Source organism: Pseudomonas sp. FeS53a (genome assembly GCF_000931385.1).
In the GTDB taxonomy this organism is placed as follows: Bacteria; Pseudomonadota; Gammaproteobacteria; order Pseudomonadales; family Pseudomonadaceae; genus Metapseudomonas; species Metapseudomonas otitidis.
The window spans coordinates 54,048-69,982 of the sequence record NZ_JYFT01000080.1; the positions used below are offsets into that span (position 1 = coordinate 54,048).

14 protein-coding genes are annotated in these 15,935 nt (G+C 66.1%); 8 read left to right on the forward strand and 6 right to left on the reverse strand.

Annotated elements, in window-relative coordinates; all coding sequences use genetic code 11:
• The first annotated feature begins 10 nt into the window (after positions 1-10).
• From infB to SZ55_RS25735, 8 genes are all read left to right on the forward strand, one after another.
• Positions 11-2,542, forward strand: a complete 2,532-nt coding sequence (gene infB / locus SZ55_RS25700; protein ID WP_044413743.1) for a translation initiation factor IF-2 — start codon at positions 11-13, stop codon at positions 2,540-2,542.
• Between the two features lie 100 nt (positions 2,543-2,642).
• Positions 2,643-3,029, forward strand: coding sequence for a 30S ribosome-binding factor RbfA (rbfA, locus tag SZ55_RS25705; protein ID WP_044413746.1), 387 nt, complete (start codon positions 2,643-2,645; stop codon positions 3,027-3,029).
• A gap of 2 nt (positions 3,030-3,031) precedes the next feature.
• Complete coding sequence (gene truB, locus SZ55_RS25710; protein WP_044413749.1) at positions 3,032-3,949, forward strand: tRNA pseudouridine(55) synthase TruB; 918 nt, start codon at positions 3,032-3,034, stop codon at positions 3,947-3,949.
• Positions 3,950-4,042: 93 nt separating this feature from the next.
• Positions 4,043-4,312: a 30S ribosomal protein S15 gene (gene rpsO, locus SZ55_RS25715; protein ID WP_044413751.1), complete on the forward strand. Its 270-nt coding sequence runs from the start codon at positions 4,043-4,045 to the stop codon at positions 4,310-4,312.
• 164 nt (positions 4,313-4,476) lie between these two features.
• Positions 4,477-6,585: a polyribonucleotide nucleotidyltransferase gene (pnp, locus tag SZ55_RS25720; protein WP_044413754.1), complete on the forward strand. Its 2,109-nt coding sequence runs from the start codon at positions 4,477-4,479 to the stop codon at positions 6,583-6,585.
• A 95-nt stretch (positions 6,586-6,680) separates the two neighbouring features.
• Positions 6,681-8,090, forward strand: coding sequence for a DUF4013 domain-containing protein (locus SZ55_RS25725; RefSeq protein ID WP_044413757.1), 1,410 nt, complete (start codon positions 6,681-6,683; stop codon positions 8,088-8,090).
• A gap of 195 nt (positions 8,091-8,285) precedes the next feature.
• Positions 8,286-8,642 carry a BON domain-containing protein gene (locus SZ55_RS25730; RefSeq protein WP_044413760.1) on the forward strand — a complete coding sequence of 119 codons (357 nt, stop codon included), beginning with the start codon at positions 8,286-8,288 and terminating at the stop codon, positions 8,640-8,642.
• Between the two features lie 48 nt (positions 8,643-8,690).
• Complete coding sequence (locus SZ55_RS25735) at positions 8,691-8,888, forward strand: CsbD family protein (protein WP_044413763.1); 198 nt, start codon at positions 8,691-8,693, stop codon at positions 8,886-8,888.
• Positions 8,889-8,941: 53 nt separating this feature from the next.
• On the opposite strand, the gene SZ55_RS25740 is transcribed toward SZ55_RS25735, so the two are convergent.
• From SZ55_RS25740 to SZ55_RS25765, 6 genes are all read right to left on the reverse strand, one after another.
• Positions 8,942-10,396 carry a rhomboid family intramembrane serine protease gene (locus tag SZ55_RS25740; protein WP_044413766.1) on the reverse strand — a complete coding sequence of 485 codons (1,455 nt, stop codon included), beginning with the start codon at positions 10,394-10,396 and terminating at the stop codon, positions 8,942-8,944.
• Positions 10,397-10,436: 40 nt separating this feature from the next.
• Positions 10,437-10,733, reverse strand: coding sequence for a DUF2845 domain-containing protein (locus tag SZ55_RS25745; RefSeq protein ID WP_044413769.1), 297 nt, complete (start codon positions 10,731-10,733; stop codon positions 10,437-10,439).
• 61 nt (positions 10,734-10,794) lie between these two features.
• Positions 10,795-11,106: a DUF2845 domain-containing protein gene (locus tag SZ55_RS25750; protein ID WP_236692492.1), complete on the reverse strand. Its 312-nt coding sequence runs from the start codon at positions 11,104-11,106 to the stop codon at positions 10,795-10,797.
• A 123-nt stretch (positions 11,107-11,229) separates the two neighbouring features.
• Positions 11,230-14,154: a DUF748 domain-containing protein gene (locus SZ55_RS25755; protein ID WP_044413775.1), complete on the reverse strand. Its 2,925-nt coding sequence runs from the start codon at positions 14,152-14,154 to the stop codon at positions 11,230-11,232.
• Positions 14,155-14,254: 100 nt separating this feature from the next.
• On the reverse strand, positions 14,255-15,274 hold the full coding sequence (locus tag SZ55_RS25760; RefSeq protein ID WP_044413778.1) for a class I SAM-dependent rRNA methyltransferase: 1,020 nt from the start codon (positions 15,272-15,274) through the stop codon (positions 14,255-14,257).
• 112 nt (positions 15,275-15,386) lie between these two features.
• A partial coding sequence (locus tag SZ55_RS25765) for an acetyl-CoA C-acyltransferase (protein ID WP_044413780.1) occupies positions 15,387-15,935 on the reverse strand: 549 nt, incomplete at its 5' end.

The window sequence follows — 15,935 nt, forward strand, 5'->3', positions numbered from 1 at the left end:
AGAGAAGTGCATGACGCAAGTCACGGTGAAAGAACTGGCCAAGGTGGTCGATACACCGGTGGAGCGCCTGCTGCAGCAGATGCGTGAGGCAGGCCTGCCTCACAGCAGCGCCGACCAGGTGGTGACCGACAGTGAAAAACAGGCGCTGCTCGCGCACCTGAAGAGCAGCCATGGCGAGCGCCTGGAAGAACCCCGCAAGATCACGCTGCAGCGCAAGACCACGACCACCCTGAAGGTGGCGGGCAGCAAGACCATCAGCGTCGAAGTGCGCAAGAAGAAGACCTACGTCAAGCGCAGCCCTGACGAGATCGAAGCCGAGAAGCAGCGCGAGCTGGAAGAGCAGCGTGCCGCCGAAGAGGCCGCACGCGCCAAGGCCGAGGAAGAGGCCAAGCGCCGCGCCGAGGAAGAGGCCCGCCGTGAGGCGGACGCCCGTGCCAAGGACGCTGCTCGCAGCCCCGAGGCTCCGGCCGCAGTGGCTGCTGCTCCCGCAGCCCAGGCGGCTCCGGCTGCCGGCGCCGCTGCTGCGGCACCCGCCGCAGCAGGCGCTGCCGACGATCGCCGTCGCGAAGAGCCTCGCCGTCCGGAACGCGCCCGTGACGAAGACGACCGTCGCGACCGCAAGCAAGCCCAGCACCGTCCCTCCGCCAAGGAGAAGGAAAAGGTGCCGTCGCCGCGTATTGCTCCGCGCAGCACCGAGGAAGAGAGCGACAGCTACCGTCGCGGTGGCCGTGGCAAGTCCAAGCTCAAGAAGCGCAACCAGCACGGGTTCCAGAGCCCGACGGGGCCGATCGTGCGAGAAGTCAGCATCGGTGAGACCATCACCGTGGCAGAGCTGGCGGCCCAGATGGCCGTCAAGGGCGCCGAAGTGGTCAAGTTCATGTTCAAGATGGGCAGTCCTGTCACCATCAACCAGGTGCTCGATCGCGAGACCGCGCAGCTGGTCGTCGAGGAGATGGGCCACAAGGTCAAGCTCGTCAACGAGAACGCCCTGGAAGACCAACTGGCCGAATCGCTGAAGTACGAAGGCGAGTCGTTCTCCCGTGCACCGGTCGTGACCGTCATGGGCCACGTCGACCACGGCAAGACCTCGCTGCTCGACTACATCCGTCGCGCCAAGGTGGCGTCGGGCGAAGCCGGTGGCATCACCCAGCACATCGGTGCCTACCACGTGGAAACCCCGCGCGGCATGGTCACCTTCCTCGACACCCCCGGTCACGCCGCGTTCACCGCCATGCGTGCCCGTGGTGCCAAGGCCACTGACATCGTCATCCTCGTGGTGGCGGCTGACGACGGCGTGATGCCGCAGACCCAGGAAGCGGTCCAGCACGCGAAAGCTGCTGGCGTGCCGATCGTGGTCGCCATCAACAAGATGGACAAGCCGGAAGCCAACCCGGACAACATCAAGAACGGCCTGGCCGCGCTGGATGTGATCCCAGAGGAGTGGGGCGGCGACACCCAGTTCGTGCCCGTTTCGGCCAAGGCCGGTACCGGCGTCGACGAGCTGCTGGAAGCTGTCCTGCTGCAGGCCGAGGTACTCGAACTCACCGCCACCCCGTCCGCTCCCGGTCGTGGTGTCGTGGTCGAGTCCCGCCTGGACAAGGGCCGTGGCCCGGTGGCCACCCTGCTGGTCCAGGACGGTACCCTGCGTCAGGGCGACATGGTCCTGGTGGGTGTCAACTACGGTCGCGTTCGCGCCATGCTCGACGAGAACGGCAAGTCCATCAAGGAAGCCGGTCCGTCGATCCCCGTGGAAATCCTCGGCCTCGACGGCACCCCGGATGCGGGTGACGATATGACCGTGGTGGCCGACGAGAAGAAGGCCCGTGAAGTGGCCCTGTTCCGTCAAGGCAAGTTCCGCGAGGTCAAGCTGGCCCGTCAGCACAGCTCGAAGCTGGAGAACATCTTCGAGACCATGGGCCAGGACGAGAAGAAGACCCTCAACATCGTGCTCAAGTCCGATGTGCGTGGTTCTCTGGAAGCCCTGCAGGGTGCCCTGTCCGACCTCGGCAACGACGAAGTCCAGGTGCGTGTGGTCGGTGGCGGCGTCGGTGGCATCACCGAGTCCGATGCCAACCTGGCGCTGGCCTCTAATGCCGTTCTGTTCGGCTTCAACGTGCGTGCCGACGCCGGTGCGCGCAAGATCGTCGAGCAGGAAGGCATCGACCTGCGCTACTACAACGTCATCTACGACATCATCGAGGACGTCAAGAAGGCCCTCACCGGCATGCTTGGCAGTGATGTGCGCGAGAACATCCTGGGTACCGCCGAGGTACGCGACGTGTTCCGCTCGCCGAAGTTCGGCGCCATCGCCGGCTGCATGGTCATCGAGGGTACTGTCCATCGGAACCGCCCGATCCGCGTACTGCGCGACGACGTGGTGATCTTCGAAGGCGAACTGGAATCCCTGCGCCGCTTCAAGGACGACGTGTCCGAAGTGCGGAACGGCATGGAGTGCGGTATCGGCGTGAAGAGCTACAACGACGTGAAGGTCGGCGACAAGATCGAGGTCTTCGAGAAGGTCCAGGTGGCCCGCTCGCTCTGAGTGGCCACTGACCAGAAGCTGGGAGCCGGGTGCTGCGCGGGGTGATTGACACCGCCAGTTCCAGCTCCCGGCTTTTTGGTTTTTGAGTGAGTACCGATTTATGCCAAAAGAATACAGCCGCACCCAGCGCATCGGTGACCAGATGCAGCGCGAACTGGCCCTGCTGATCCAGCGTGAGGTCAAGGATCCGCGCCTGGGCATGGTCACCATCACCGGCGTCGAAGTGGCGCGGGATCTCGGCCATGCCAAGATCTTCATCACCGTGATGGGCCAGGACGACAACGCCGAGGTCATCCGTCTCAACACCGAAATCCTCAACGACGCCGCCGGCTACCTGCGCATGCTGCTGGGCAAGTCCATGAAGCTGCGGAGCGTGCCCCAGCTGCACTTCCACTACGATGCCAGCATCCGCCGTGGCGCCGAGCTGTCCGCGCTGATCGAGCGTGCGGTCGCCGAAGACCGCCGGCATCAGGGTGATGAGGACTGACGGTGGCCCAGGTCAAGCGTATCCGCCGTGATGTGAGCGGCATCCTCATCCTCGACAAGCCCCGTGGCATGAGCTCCAACCAGGCCCTGCAGAAGGTCCGCTGGCTGCTCAATGCGGAGAAGGCCGGCCACACCGGCAGCCTCGATCCCCTGGCCACGGGCGTGCTGCCCCTGTGCTTCGGTGAGGCCACCAAGTTTTCCCAGTACCTCCTGGACGCCGACAAGGGCTACGAGACCGTTGCCCAGCTGGGCGTCACCACCACCACCGGCGATGCCGAGGGCGAGGTACTCGAACGGCGCGACGTGACCGTTGGTCGCGACGAGCTGGAGGCGGCCCTGGGGCGCTTCCGTGGTGAGATCCAGCAGGTGCCGCCGATGTACTCGGCCCTGAAGAAGGACGGGCAGCCCCTCTACAAGCTGGCACGTGCCGGCGAAGTAGTGGAGCGCGAGGCGCGTTCTGTTACTATTGCGCGCCTGGAACTGCTGGCCTTCGATTCCACCAAGGCCACGCTTTCCGTCAGTTGCAGCAAAGGCACCTACATTCGCACCCTGGTCGAGGACCTTGGCCAGGTGCTGGGGTGTGGTGGCCACGTCGCTGAACTGCGTCGCACCCAGGCTGGTCCCTTCAACCTGTCCCAGGCCATCAGCCTCGAGGAACTGGAGAAGGCCCACGCCGAAGGTGGCAACGAAGCGCTCGACCGCTTCCTGCTCCCCTCCGACAGTGGCCTGGAGCACTGGCCCCTGGTGCAACTGAGCGAACACAGTGCCTATTACTGGCTGCACGGGCAGCCGGTAAGGGCTCCCGAAGCGCCGAAGTTCGGCATGCTGCGGGTGCAGGATCATACCGGTCGCTTCATCGGCATCGGTGAAGTGAGCGATGACGGGCGCATAGCGCCACGTCGACTGATTCGGTCGGAATGACCGATTCGAGGGTGGCTGTTAATAGGCACGGTCACACCTCTTTTTAAAACACGGGATTCGTTCCCGGCCTATTACTCTCAGAGGAAGCCCATCATGGCACTGAGCGTTGCTGAAAAAGCCCAGATCGTTAACGAGTACAAGCAAGCTGAAGGCGATACCGGTTCTCCGGAAGTGCAGATCGCACTGCTGACCGCCAACATCAACAAGCTGCAGGATCACTTCAAGGCCAACGGCAAAGACCACCACTCCCGTCGTGGTCTGATCCGCATGGTTAACCAGCGTCGCAAGCTGCTGGACTACCTGAAGGGTAAGGACACCACTCGTTACAGCGCCCTGATCGGTCGTCTGGGTCTGCGTCGCTAAGACGCATTCGAGCTGGAAGCTGGAAGCCGGAAGCTGGAAGCAGGACATCGCGCTTGCTTCCAGCTTCTGGTTTCCAGCTTCAGGCTTTTTGAGGAAGACGGCGGGTCCGACTCCCGCGCCTTTCGCAGATTTCCCCCAAGGCAACAAAAGAGAAGGAAAACACCGTGAACCCGGTAATCAAGAAGTTCCAATTCGGTCAATCGACCGTCACCCTCGAGACTGGCCGTATCGCCCGTCAAGCCAGCGGCGCCGTTCTGGTCACCGTTGATAACGATGTCACCGTCCTGGTGACCGTGGTCGGTGCCAAGCAGGCCGACCCGGGCAAGGGTTTCTTCCCGCTGTCCGTGCACTACCAGGAAAAGACCTACGCCGCCGGCCGCATCCCCGGTGGTTTCTTCAAGCGTGAAGGCCGGCCCTCCGAGAAAGAGACCCTGACCTCCCGCCTGATCGACCGCCCGATCCGCCCGCTGTTCCCCGAAGGTTTCCTCAACGAAGTGCAGGTCATCTGCACCGTCGTCTCCACCAACAAGAAGACTGATCCGGACATCGCCTCCATGATCGGTACTTCCGCTGCCCTGGCCATCTCCGGCATTCCGTTCGCCGGCCCGATCGGCGCGGCCCGCGTGGCTTACCACGAGAGCACCGGTTACCTGCTGAACCCCAACTACGAGCAGCTCAAGGCCTCCAGCCTCGACATGGTCGTGGCCGGTACCCAGGACGCCGTGCTGATGGTCGAATCCGAAGCCGACGAGCTGACCGAAGACCAGATGCTGGGCGCCGTGCTGTTTGCCCACCAGGAATTCCAGGCTGTGATCAATGCCGTCAAGGAATTCGCCGCCGAAGCGGGCAAGCCGACCTGGAACTGGACCGCTCCCGCCGAGAACACCGCCCTGCTCAGCGCCATCAAGGCCGAGTTCGGCGAGGCTATCTCCCAGGCCTACACCATCACCATCAAGCAGGACCGCTACAACCGCCTCGACGAGCTGCGCGACCAGGTCGTCGCCCGCTTCGCTGGCGAGGAAGCCGGCCAGTTCCCGGCGGGTGAAGTGAAGGATGCCTTCGGCCTGCTGGAATACCGCACCGTTCGCGAGAACATCGTCAACGGCAAGCCGCGTATCGACGGCCGTGACACCCGCACCGTCCGCCCGCTGAAGATCGAAGTCGGCGTGCTGGACAAGACCCACGGTTCCGCCCTGTTCACCCGTGGCGAAACCCAGGCCCTGGTCGTTGCCACCCTCGGCACCGCCCGTGACGCCCAGCTGCTGGACACCCTGGAAGGCGAGCGCAAGGACGCCTTCATGCTGCACTACAACTTCCCGCCCTTCTCGGTCGGTGAGTGCGGTCGCATGGGCAGCGCCGGTCGCCGCGAAATCGGCCACGGCCGCCTGGCCCGTCGTGGCGTCGCCGCCATGCTGCCGAAGGGCGACGAGTTCCCCTACACCATCCGCGTGGTGTCCGAGATCACCGAATCCAACGGTTCCAGCTCCATGGCTTCCGTCTGCGGCGCCTCCCTGGCCCTGATGGACGCCGGCGTGCCGATGCGCGCTCCGGTGGCCGGTATTGCCATGGGCCTGGTGAAGGAAGGTGACAAGTTCGCCGTCCTGACCGACATCCTGGGTGACGAAGACCACCTGGGCGACATGGACTTCAAGGTGGCCGGTACTGCCAAGGGCGTCACCGCCCTGCAGATGGACATCAAGATCAACGGCATCACCGAAGAGATCATGGAGATCGCCCTGGAGCAGGCACTGGAAGCACGCCTGAACATCCTCGGCCAGATGAACCAGGTCATCGCCGAGTCCCGCAGCGAGCTGTCCGAAAACGCCCCGACCATGCTGGCCATGAAGATCGACTCGGACAAGATCCGCGACGTCATCGGCAAGGGCGGCGCCACCATCCGCGGTATCTGCGAAGAGACCAAGGCCTCCATCGACATCGAAGACGATGGCAGCGTGAAGATCTTCGGCGAGACCAAGGAAGCCGCCGAGGCCGCCAGGCAGCGCGTTCTGGCCATCACCGCAGAAGCGGAGATCGGCAAGGTCTACGTCGGCAAAGTCGAGCGCATCGTTGATTTCGGTGCCTTCGTCAACATCCTTCCCGGCAAGGATGGCCTGGTGCACATCTCGCAGATCAGCGACAAGCGCATCGACAAGGTCACCGACGTCCTGCAGGAAGGCCAGGAAGTGAAGGTCCTGGTGCTGGACGTGGACAACCGCGGTCGCATCAAGCTGTCCATGAAGGATGTCGAGGCTGCTGAAGCTTCCGGCGTCTGATAACCGGTCGGCTGTATGAAAGAGGGCCCCTTGCGGGCCCTCTTTCGTTTCTCGGAGAATGGCGCGCCGCCAGTCGCCGACAAGGATTCCAGGTCATGGAAAAGACCTACTGCAAGTACCACCAGGCCCAACCCGCCACCTGGCACTGCCCGGCCTGCGACCGTCACTTCGGTGACTGCTGCATCCCCCTCAACGCCGAGCGCCCGGACGAATCCCCGGCCTGCCCGCTGTGCCGCGCGCAACTGCACTTCCTGGGCGCCGCCAACACCGCCCAACCCTTTTGGGAACGCATTCCGCAGTTCTTCCGCTACGGCCTGCAGACCGGCCCCCTGGCCTTTGCCGCCGTGCTCGGCCTGGCCAGCCTGTTCATGCCGCGCTCGATCATCCTCTGGGTCGCGCTGTTCAGCATCGCCACCAAGTACTTCCACAGCGTCATCGAAGCGGCCAGCGAGGGTTCCCGCGAGGCCCCCGGGCTGGCCACTGCCTTCGTTGGCGAGGGCTTCCTGCTGTTCATCAAGCAACTGGTGGTGTTCCTGGTGGCCTTCGCCGTGCTCTGGCTGGCTGCCGATTTCCACAGCGAGGCCCTGTTCTGGGCCGTGAACATCGGCCTCATGCTGCTGATGCCGGCTAGCATCATCCGCCTGGCCCTGAACAAGGAGCTCGGTGCCGCGCTGAGCCCCGAACAGCTCGGCGACGTGATCAAGGCCATGGGCTGGCGCTACCTGATCCTCTGCGTGTTCCTGTTCATCCTCTGGCAGTCGCCCGGCTACGTCACCGTGTTGCTGGCCCACGGCCTGCCGCGCGTGGTGCTGATGCCCATCGCCGCCTTCCTGTTCGGTTATTTCGGCGTGGTCATGTGCGCCATGATGGGCTACGCGGTGTTCCAGTATCAGGGCGCCCTGGGCTTTGCGATTGCCGAAGAGGGCGGGCACGAGGGCTACCCCGAGCTGGAGTGGCGCCGCCGCCGCGCCCTCGCCGAAGCCGAAGTGCGGGTCAAGGAAGGACAGACTGCCGCCGCGCTGGAAACCCTCACCGCCGCCCTGGAGCGAGACCCGAACGACCTGCGCCTCAACGAGCGCTTCCACCAGCTGCTGTTCGGCCTCAACGAAACCGCCCGCTGCCTGCGCCACCTTGCCCACTACCTGCCCATCGCCGCCCGCGAGAACCCGGCGCTGGGGGCCACCGCACTGCTCAATGCCCGCCGGCTGAAGGCCGACTACCTGCCGGAGGACCCGCAGGTCTGCGAGCGCATCGCCGCGGCCCTGGTGGATCGCCACAAGGCCAAGGAAGCCATCAGCCTGTTGCGCAACCTGCACCAGCGCTTCCCGGACTACCCCAACGTCCCCCGTGCCTATTTGCTGGCAGCCCGGGCCCTGGCCGAACAGCTCGGCCAGGTGGAGCAGGCCGGCAAGCTGCTCGCCTTCATCCGGGCCCGCTACCCGGCCACGCCGTTGCTCGGCGAAGTGACGGCACTGGAGTCCACCCTGGCCCGCCTGGCGGGCTGAGTGGTCGTGCAAAGTGCACGCGCCGCTTGGCTGCATCCTGCAATCTGCAAGCCGAGCGGTGCTGTGGTTAATTTATAAGTAATTGATTTAAAAGGATTAATTCTGTTGATCAAGGCTGGCACAGGCCTTGCGATACCTACAGTGACTGCAGACAGGACAAGGCTGCAGAACATTGTGAGTAACAGGAGAATCCTCATGAAACAGTCCTTCCACAGCGTCACCCTTGCCGCCGTAGCTGCCGCCGCCCTCAGCCTGCCCCTGGCCGGCAACGTATTCGCCGCCCAGGCCGCCCCGACCCAGCTGGCTGCCAATACCGTCGACAAGGCTGAAGAAGCCGTGTCCGACACCTGGATCACCAGCAAGGTGAAATCCAGCTTCCTGGCCGACAAGAACCTCAGCGCCCTGGACATCAAGGTCGAGACCAACAAAGGCGTGGTCGCCCTGTCCGGTGTGGTTTCCAGCGATGCCGAGCGCGACCTGGCCATCAGCACCGCCAAGTCCATCAAGGGCGTGACCGCTGTCGCCGCCGACGGCCTGAAGTCCGCCGAATGATCCCTGGCGCCGCCCTGCGGGGCGGCGCCCACCCGAGGAGGCAATGCCATGAACGCTGACATCATCAAAGGCAAGTGGAAGCAACTCAGCGGCCGCATCAAGGAGCGCTGGGGCAACCTGACCGACGACGACCTGGATGTCGCCGAAGGCCACAGCGAATACCTGGTGGGCAAGCTCCAGGAGCGCTACGGCTGGAGCAAGGAGCGCGCGCAGGACGAACTGCGTGACTTCAGCAGCCGCCTCTGAGCCTGACCCGTACACCTCGATCCCCGCTTCGGCGGGGATCGTCGTTTCCGGGGTCAGCGGGCCAGGTGCGCGCGGTAGAGGCCAAGCTGCCGGGTCTGCTCGGCGTCGGGGAAGGCCTTGTTGAGGAAGGCGGCCAGCTCCGCCACGCCGCGCAGGTCCTGGCGTTGCCCCAGTTGCTTGGCCAGCGCCAGGGTCATCACGGGCAGTTGTGCAGGGGCCGGTGTCTGCCGGGCGATCACTCGCCACACCCCCAGGCCAGCCGGGCCTTCACCCAGCTTGAGCAGTCGCTGCAGCAGGTTGGACAGCACGGCCGGGTGTTGCAGCCACTGCTGTTCGGGAGCGCTGAGGTCCGTGGCCATCTGCAGCAGCAGGCCCCGTGCAGGCGTCGGGTCCGGCAGTGCGAAGACCTGCTTGAGCACGGCACTGGTCAGGGGTTTGTCCTTGCGGGTGCGGGCAACCGGGTAGAGGCGCTCCAGCAACGCCACCCGCCCTGGGTAGCGGGCCAACAGGTCCAGCCCGCGTTCTGGCACTTGGTCCAGGGCGAAACGTCCGATCAGGGCTTCCAGCGCGGCCAGTTCGCGCTTGAACGGCGCGTCCGGGTCTTCCTTGGCCAGGTACTGCTCGTCCACTTTCAGCGCGCCGATGCGCCGGGGCAGCCAGGTGCCGAGGAAGCCGGAGGCGAGCCCCCCCAGGTGGGCGTAATAGTTGACGTGGTCGTTGGCCAGCAGCAGCCCGTAGAGTTCCTTGCCCATCCAGATGGGCAGGATCCACAGGGCGGGGGCCTTGAAGTAGCCCATCATCGGGCCGAGCCAGTAGAAGAAGTTGATCCGCCGCAGGGCGTAGACGCCGATGTACATCCCCATCAGCCCCGCCACCGCGCCCGAGGCGCCGATGCCGGGCACCCAGCCCGGGTCCATCGCCCACCACAGCAGGTGCGAGGCCAGGCCGCTGGCCAGGTACAGCCCCAGGTAGGCCGCGGCACCCAGCGCGCGCTCCAGGGCGAAGCCGCAGATGAACAGGAAGATCATGTTGCCCAGCAGGTGGTCGAAGCTGCCGTGGAGGAACATCGCCCCGAACAGCCCCTCCACCGTGAAGCGCTTGGGGATGAAGCCGAAGTGGTAGCTGCTCAGGCTGTCCCGTGCGGCCTCGGCCGGCGCTCGCGCGCGCTGCCAGGCCGGGTCCGCCTGGTAGGCGGCCGAACGGTGCAGTTCGTCTTCGAACTCCAGGTCCCGCAGGGCGTAGAGCGCCAGGTCGTTCCGGCGGGCGGAGTCGAGGGCGCGGCGTTCCTCCGGGTCCAGTTCATGGCGCTTGCTCAGGCTCTCGACGAACAGCGCACGCTCGCGGTTGAGCAGGCCGGCATCGAGATACGCCCGCACCGCCTCCTCGGAGCGCGCCGCATCGCCGCCCTGGTAGACGAAATAGATCAGCGCGTTGAGCACGACGAGGAACAGCGTGACGACCGGCGGGCGTTTCCAGTCCAGGGGGTGTTCGGCGGGGAGGATGACCAAGCGTGACGTCCTTGTCGCGTAGAGGGTTCAGCCGAGCGGGTCAGTTCCGCTTGCTTTCGACGGTGCTGAGGCGGCCGCCGATGAAGTCGAGGTAGTAGTACATGCCGTTCACGGGGCCATAGACCCATTCCTCCACCTGCATTTCCTGACGGCCGCTGCGGGTCTCGGAGTAGCCGATGAGGTTGCGCGCGGCGGGCTCGCCGCACTTGCGCAGCACCTCCACGGCGCGGTCGCCTTCGCTGACCAGGGCACTGCCGCAGCGGAAGGTCGCTGCCGAGGCATCGAGGCTCGCCACGGCAAAGGGTAGGGCGAGCAGGGGGAGCAGACGTCGAATCATGGTTGGGCATCCTGTCCGGTTGAAAAGGACGGCAGAGCCTAGCACTGTCGGTTCTGGGCTGTCAGTCGCCGCGCTTGCTCTCGATCTTGCGCAGCTTGTTCCCCTCGAAACGCAGGAACTGGTACATGCCGTTGCGCGGCCCGTAGACCCATTCCTCCACCAGGACTTCGCTCTCCTGTCCGTAGCGGTCCACCACGTTGCGGTAGCCGAGGCTGTTGCGGCTGGCGGGGTCGCCGCACTTGCGCAGGACCTGGGAGGTACTGTCCTCCAGGCTGACCAGCCCGCCGTTGCCGCAGCGGAGGGTGGAGGAGGCGTTGGCATGGGCTGCGCTCAGCAGCAGAAGGGGCAGGGCAAGCAGGTATCGGGCTTTCACGAAGGGTTCCATCCAGTTGAACGGGGTCCAGCCTACGCCGCCCCAGTGTGCCTGTCAGCAGGGCGGCGTGTGCGCAGGGTCACGCCTGGCCGTTGGACTGCGCAGGCGGGACCGAATTCCGCGTCATTCGGTGCCCAGTTGCAGCGGAGTGTCCACGCGGCCGTCCTGGCCGGCTTCGCCGAGGCTGACGTCGAGCATGTAGACCCGTTCGTCCTGCAGGCCGCCACGGTCCACCAGGTAGGCCTTGATGGCCGCCGCGCGTGCCTGGGCCAGTTGGCGCAGCAGCAGTTCGCTCTGGGCCCAGGAGCCCACCACCGCGTCGCGCATCTTCGCGGTGCGCTCGTCGTTGCCCAGCTGGGCCCATTCGGCCGGTGGCTGCTGCTTGAGGCGGGCGCGGTAGATGCCTTCGAGCATCGGCGGCTTCTCGCTGTCCGGCACCTCCATCAGCGAGGCGTCGGCGGGCACCTTGTCGCCGCGGCGCTGGGCGATCTTGTAGTAGGTGCTCTGGTACTCGCGCTCCAGTCGGGCAGCGGCCAGCAGCGGACCGTCCACGGCGGTGGCGCTCATGCCTTCGATCTCCAGGCGCAGCGCGGGGCGCTCCTGCAGGGCCTGGGCGAGGGTGTCCAGGCCCTTCTGCGCGTCGGCGGAGAGCTCGGCGCTGCCGGCGTCGAAGGGCACGTTGCTGAGGTCGTGCTCGCCGCCGCCGGTGACCAGCCCGGCGACGAACTTGAAGGGGGCCTGGGCGGCACGCAGCACAAGGTTGCGCAGGGTCTGCCAGACGATGGGCGCGACGCTGAATTGCGGGTCGTTGAGGTTGCCGGCCACCGGCAGCTGGATGTCGATCTTGCCTTCGGTGTCCTTCAGCAGGGCCACTGCCAGACGGATCGGCAGGTCCACCGCATCGGGGCTGTCGACCCGCTCGCCGAGCTGCAGGTTTTCCAGCACCAGGTGGTTGTCGGCCTTCAGCTGGCCCTTCTCGATCTGGTAGTGCAGGTCCAGGTTGAGGCGGCCCTTGCGGATGCGGTAGCCGGCGAACTTGCCGGAATAGGGGGTCAGGGTGGTCAGCTCGACGCGCTTGAAGCTGGTGGCGATGTCCAGGGAGTCCAGCGGGTCGAAGGGGGTCAGCGCGCCCTTGATGGTCACCGGCGCGTAGCGATCCACCTTGCCGTCGATGCTCACCTTGGCGGGAGTGCGGGTACGGGTGTCGAGGGTGCTGATCTCACCGTTGAGCTGCTGGATGGCAGTGGCGAAGTTGGGGGTCAGGCTGAAGTCGGCGAAGTTGGCCGAGCCGTTGCTGATGCTCACCGCGCCGATGTGGATGTCCAGAGGCTTGCCGGCCGGTTCGGCCTTGGCCTTGGGATCGGCAGGCTGCTTGATCACCAGGTCGCTGACGTTGGTGGTGAGGTCCTCGTTGATGATGAAGCGCGCATAGGGCTGGCTGATGCCCACCTTGGCGATGCTCAGGCTGCTGCCGTGGCGGTAGTCGAGGCCTTCCACCAGCAGCTGTTGCCACTTCACGAAGTCGCGCTGCTTGAGGGTGTCCAGGGTGTGCAGCTGGTTGACCAGGGCCCGTCCGGTGATGGTCAGGGCCAGTGGCTCGGTGCTGGTGAGGGCGACGTCCAGGTTGCTGTCGAGCATGCCGCTGCGCAGTTCCAGGCGGACGAAGGGAGCCAGGTAGGCCTGGGCCACCCGCAGGTCGATGTCGCGGGTCTCCACCTTCAGCTTGGCGGTGGTCGGGGTCAGCTGCACCTGGCCTTCGGCCTTGAGCTTGCCCTGCTTGCCGATGCCGGTGTCCAGGGCCAGCTGGAAGGGTGACTGCCCCAGGCTGTCGAAGTCCTTAAGGTCGAGGTTGAGCGGGCCGACGTCGATCTGCACGGCATCCTTCTGCGCGCGGTCGGCGAGGTGGACCTTGTAGCCGCGCAGCTGGGTGTCACGCAGGAGCACCTGCCAGGGCTTGGCAGGCGCTGCGGCAGGGGCCGGCTTGGCCGCCGCGTCGGCCGGTTTCGCGTCCGGGGTGGCAGGGGATTTCGCCGGGGCCTTGGCTTCGCTGGCGAACAGTTTCTGCCAGTCGAGCTGGCCGTCGGCTTCGCGGGCGGCCCAGGTCTCCAGGTTCTGGCTGCGGATCTTGCCGACCACCACCTGCTGCTTGGCCAGGTCCAGTGCGCTGTCGCTGACTTCCAGGCTTTCCAGGTTCACCAGCGGTCGGCCATCCGGCGCCTTGATGGCGAAGGGCGCCACCTTGATGGTCGTCTGCTCCAGCTTCAGCGCGGTGCCTTCGGCCAGGCTCAGGTGGTAGCGGGTGGACAGGCTGACGGTGCCCTTGTCCAGCACCAGCGGCACCGCGTCCCGCACGTAGGGCCAGAAGCCCTTCATGTTGCCGTCGGTGACTTTCAGTTCGCCTTCCGAGGTCAGCGGCAGCAGGCTCAGGCTGCCCTTCCAGTCGATGCGGCCGCCGTAGGGCCCGGTGGCCACCAGCAGCATGTCGGCGTTGTCGTCGCGCAGGGTGCTGAGGTTCTTCAGCTCCAGGTCGAGGGCGTCGTAGACGAATTCGATGGGCTCGCTCGGGCGCAGATCCTGGAAGCGCACGCCGCCCTTGGCCAGGCGGATGCTGTCGATGCGCACCGGGAACGGATCGCCGGCAGGCGGTTCGTCGGCCTTGGGTTCGCTGGGGGGCAGCTGGAACAGCTGGGTCAGGTTCAGCGTGCCGTCCTTGGCGAACAGCACCTCGGTGGTGGGCTTGTCGAGGTCGACAGCGGCCAGGTGCAGGGCGCCTGTCCAGAGGCTGTCCAGCTCCAGGTTGACGTACAGGCGCTCGAAACCCACCTGGCGCTTGTCCGGCTCGCCGATCTCGAGGCCCCAGAGGGTCAGTTCGAGGCTGAAGGGGTTGAGCTGCAGCCGCTCCAGGTGTGCCGGAACCTTGGCATAGGTGGCCAACTGCTGGTTGACGACGCGCAGGGCGATTCCCGGGAGGATCAGGAAGCCGAGCAGGGCGTAGAAGGCGAGGACGATCAGCAAGGCGCACGTGGCGCGTTTCAATCCTTTGTACATGGTGCGGCGTCGACTATCCCGGCGGAGGTGGATTGGAGTATGGCACGCCCTTAAGGTTCCGACAGACGGCGCCGACTGGAATCGTCGGCGGTGTCTCGATTCAGAATCGCAGCACCAGGGTCTTCAGCGGCGGGCGCCCGTCCTGGGAGGGGAAGTCGGCGGCCGGCAGCAGCTGCTCGCAGTCGCGCACCGGGCGTCCGAGCTTGCTGGCGCAGCGCAGCACCTGGTCGCGCCATTCCTCGATTCCCACCTTCGCCAGGTTGTTGCAGCACACCAGCACGCCGTCGTCCGCCGTGGCCATCAGGGCGGGCTTGAGCAGGCTCTGGTAGTCCCGCAGCAGGTCGACGGTGCCGAAGGCGCTCTTGGCCCAGGCTGGCGGGTCGAGGAACACCAGGTCGAAGCGGCGTGCTTCCAGGCGCGGGTAGCTGGGCAGTCGCTGCCCATGGCGCCGGGCGATGGGCAGGCCGGCCAGTTGGCGGATGGCCGGGAAGTAGTCCGATTGCACGAACTGCATGGGCACCAGGCCGGGGTTGAGGGCTGCGTTCTCCCGGCCCACGGCCAGGTTGCCTTCGGCGAAGTCCAGGTTGCACACCTCGTGGGCGCCGCCGGCAGCGGCGGCCAGGCCGACCCCGCAGGTGTAGGCGAACAGGTTGAGCACTGACTTGCCGGCGCTGTTGGCCTTCACCCAGCCCCGGGCGTTGCGCAGGTCGAGGAACAGCAGCGGGTCCTGGCCGGGGTGACGACCACGCACCCGGTAGGCCAGGCCCCATTCATGGCCGACCTGGTCCGCCAGGGCCGCGTCGTCGGCCTGGTACACCGGGTCGCTGCGGTCGACGCGGGAGTTGCTGCCGGAGCGGTCGTTGTAGACCGGCAGCAGCGCCTCGCCCAGGTGGGCGTTGACTGTCTCGACCAGCGCCAGCAGGGCGTCGCGCTGCAGGGGCTGGTGGAAGCTCTGCACCATCAGCTGGGGGCCGTAGCGGTCCACGGTGAGGCCGGGAGCGCCTTCCTGGCTGCCGTGGAACAGCCGGTAGCAGTCGGTGCCCTGAGCTTTCAGTTCGGCCAGCAGCGGTTGGCGGGCGTCGAGGGCGGCGCGCAGCGCCGGGAGGAGAACGGAGGGCATGCGCGGCGTCTCGTGTAAGGGGCGCGCAGTTTAGCAAAAGGCGGGAGGGCGTCGCGTTGGCGATGGGGCCCAGGAGAACGAAGCCGCTCCCTGGGGAGCGGCTTCGTGGCGATCAGCGCTCGATGGCCAGGGCCACGCCCTGCCCGCCGCCGATGCACAGGGTTGCCAGGCCCTTCTTCGCATCGCGCTTGATCATCTCGTGCAGCAGGGTCACCAGCACGCGGCAGCCGGAGGCGCCGATGGGGTGGCCGAGGGCGATAGCGCCGCCGTTGACGTTGACCTTGGCCGCATCCCAGCCCAGCTCCTGGCCCACGGACAAGGCCTGGGCGGCGAAGGCTTCGTTGGCTTCGATCAGGTCCAGCTCGGCCAGGTCCCAGCCGGCTTTCTCCAGGCAGCGGCGGGTCGCGGAGACCGGGCCGATGCCCATGATCGCCGGGTCGACACCGGCGCTGGCGTAGCTGGCGATGCGCGCCAGCACCGGCAGGCCGAGGGCCTTGGCCTTGTCGGCGCTCATCAGCAGCACGGCGGCGGCGCCGTCGTTGAGGCTGGAGGCGTTGCCGGCGGTGACGCTGCCGTCCTTCTTGAAGGCCGGCTTGAGCTTGGCCAGGGACTCGGCGGTGGTGCCGGCGCGGGGCTGCTCGTCGGTGGCGAAGGCGATGGG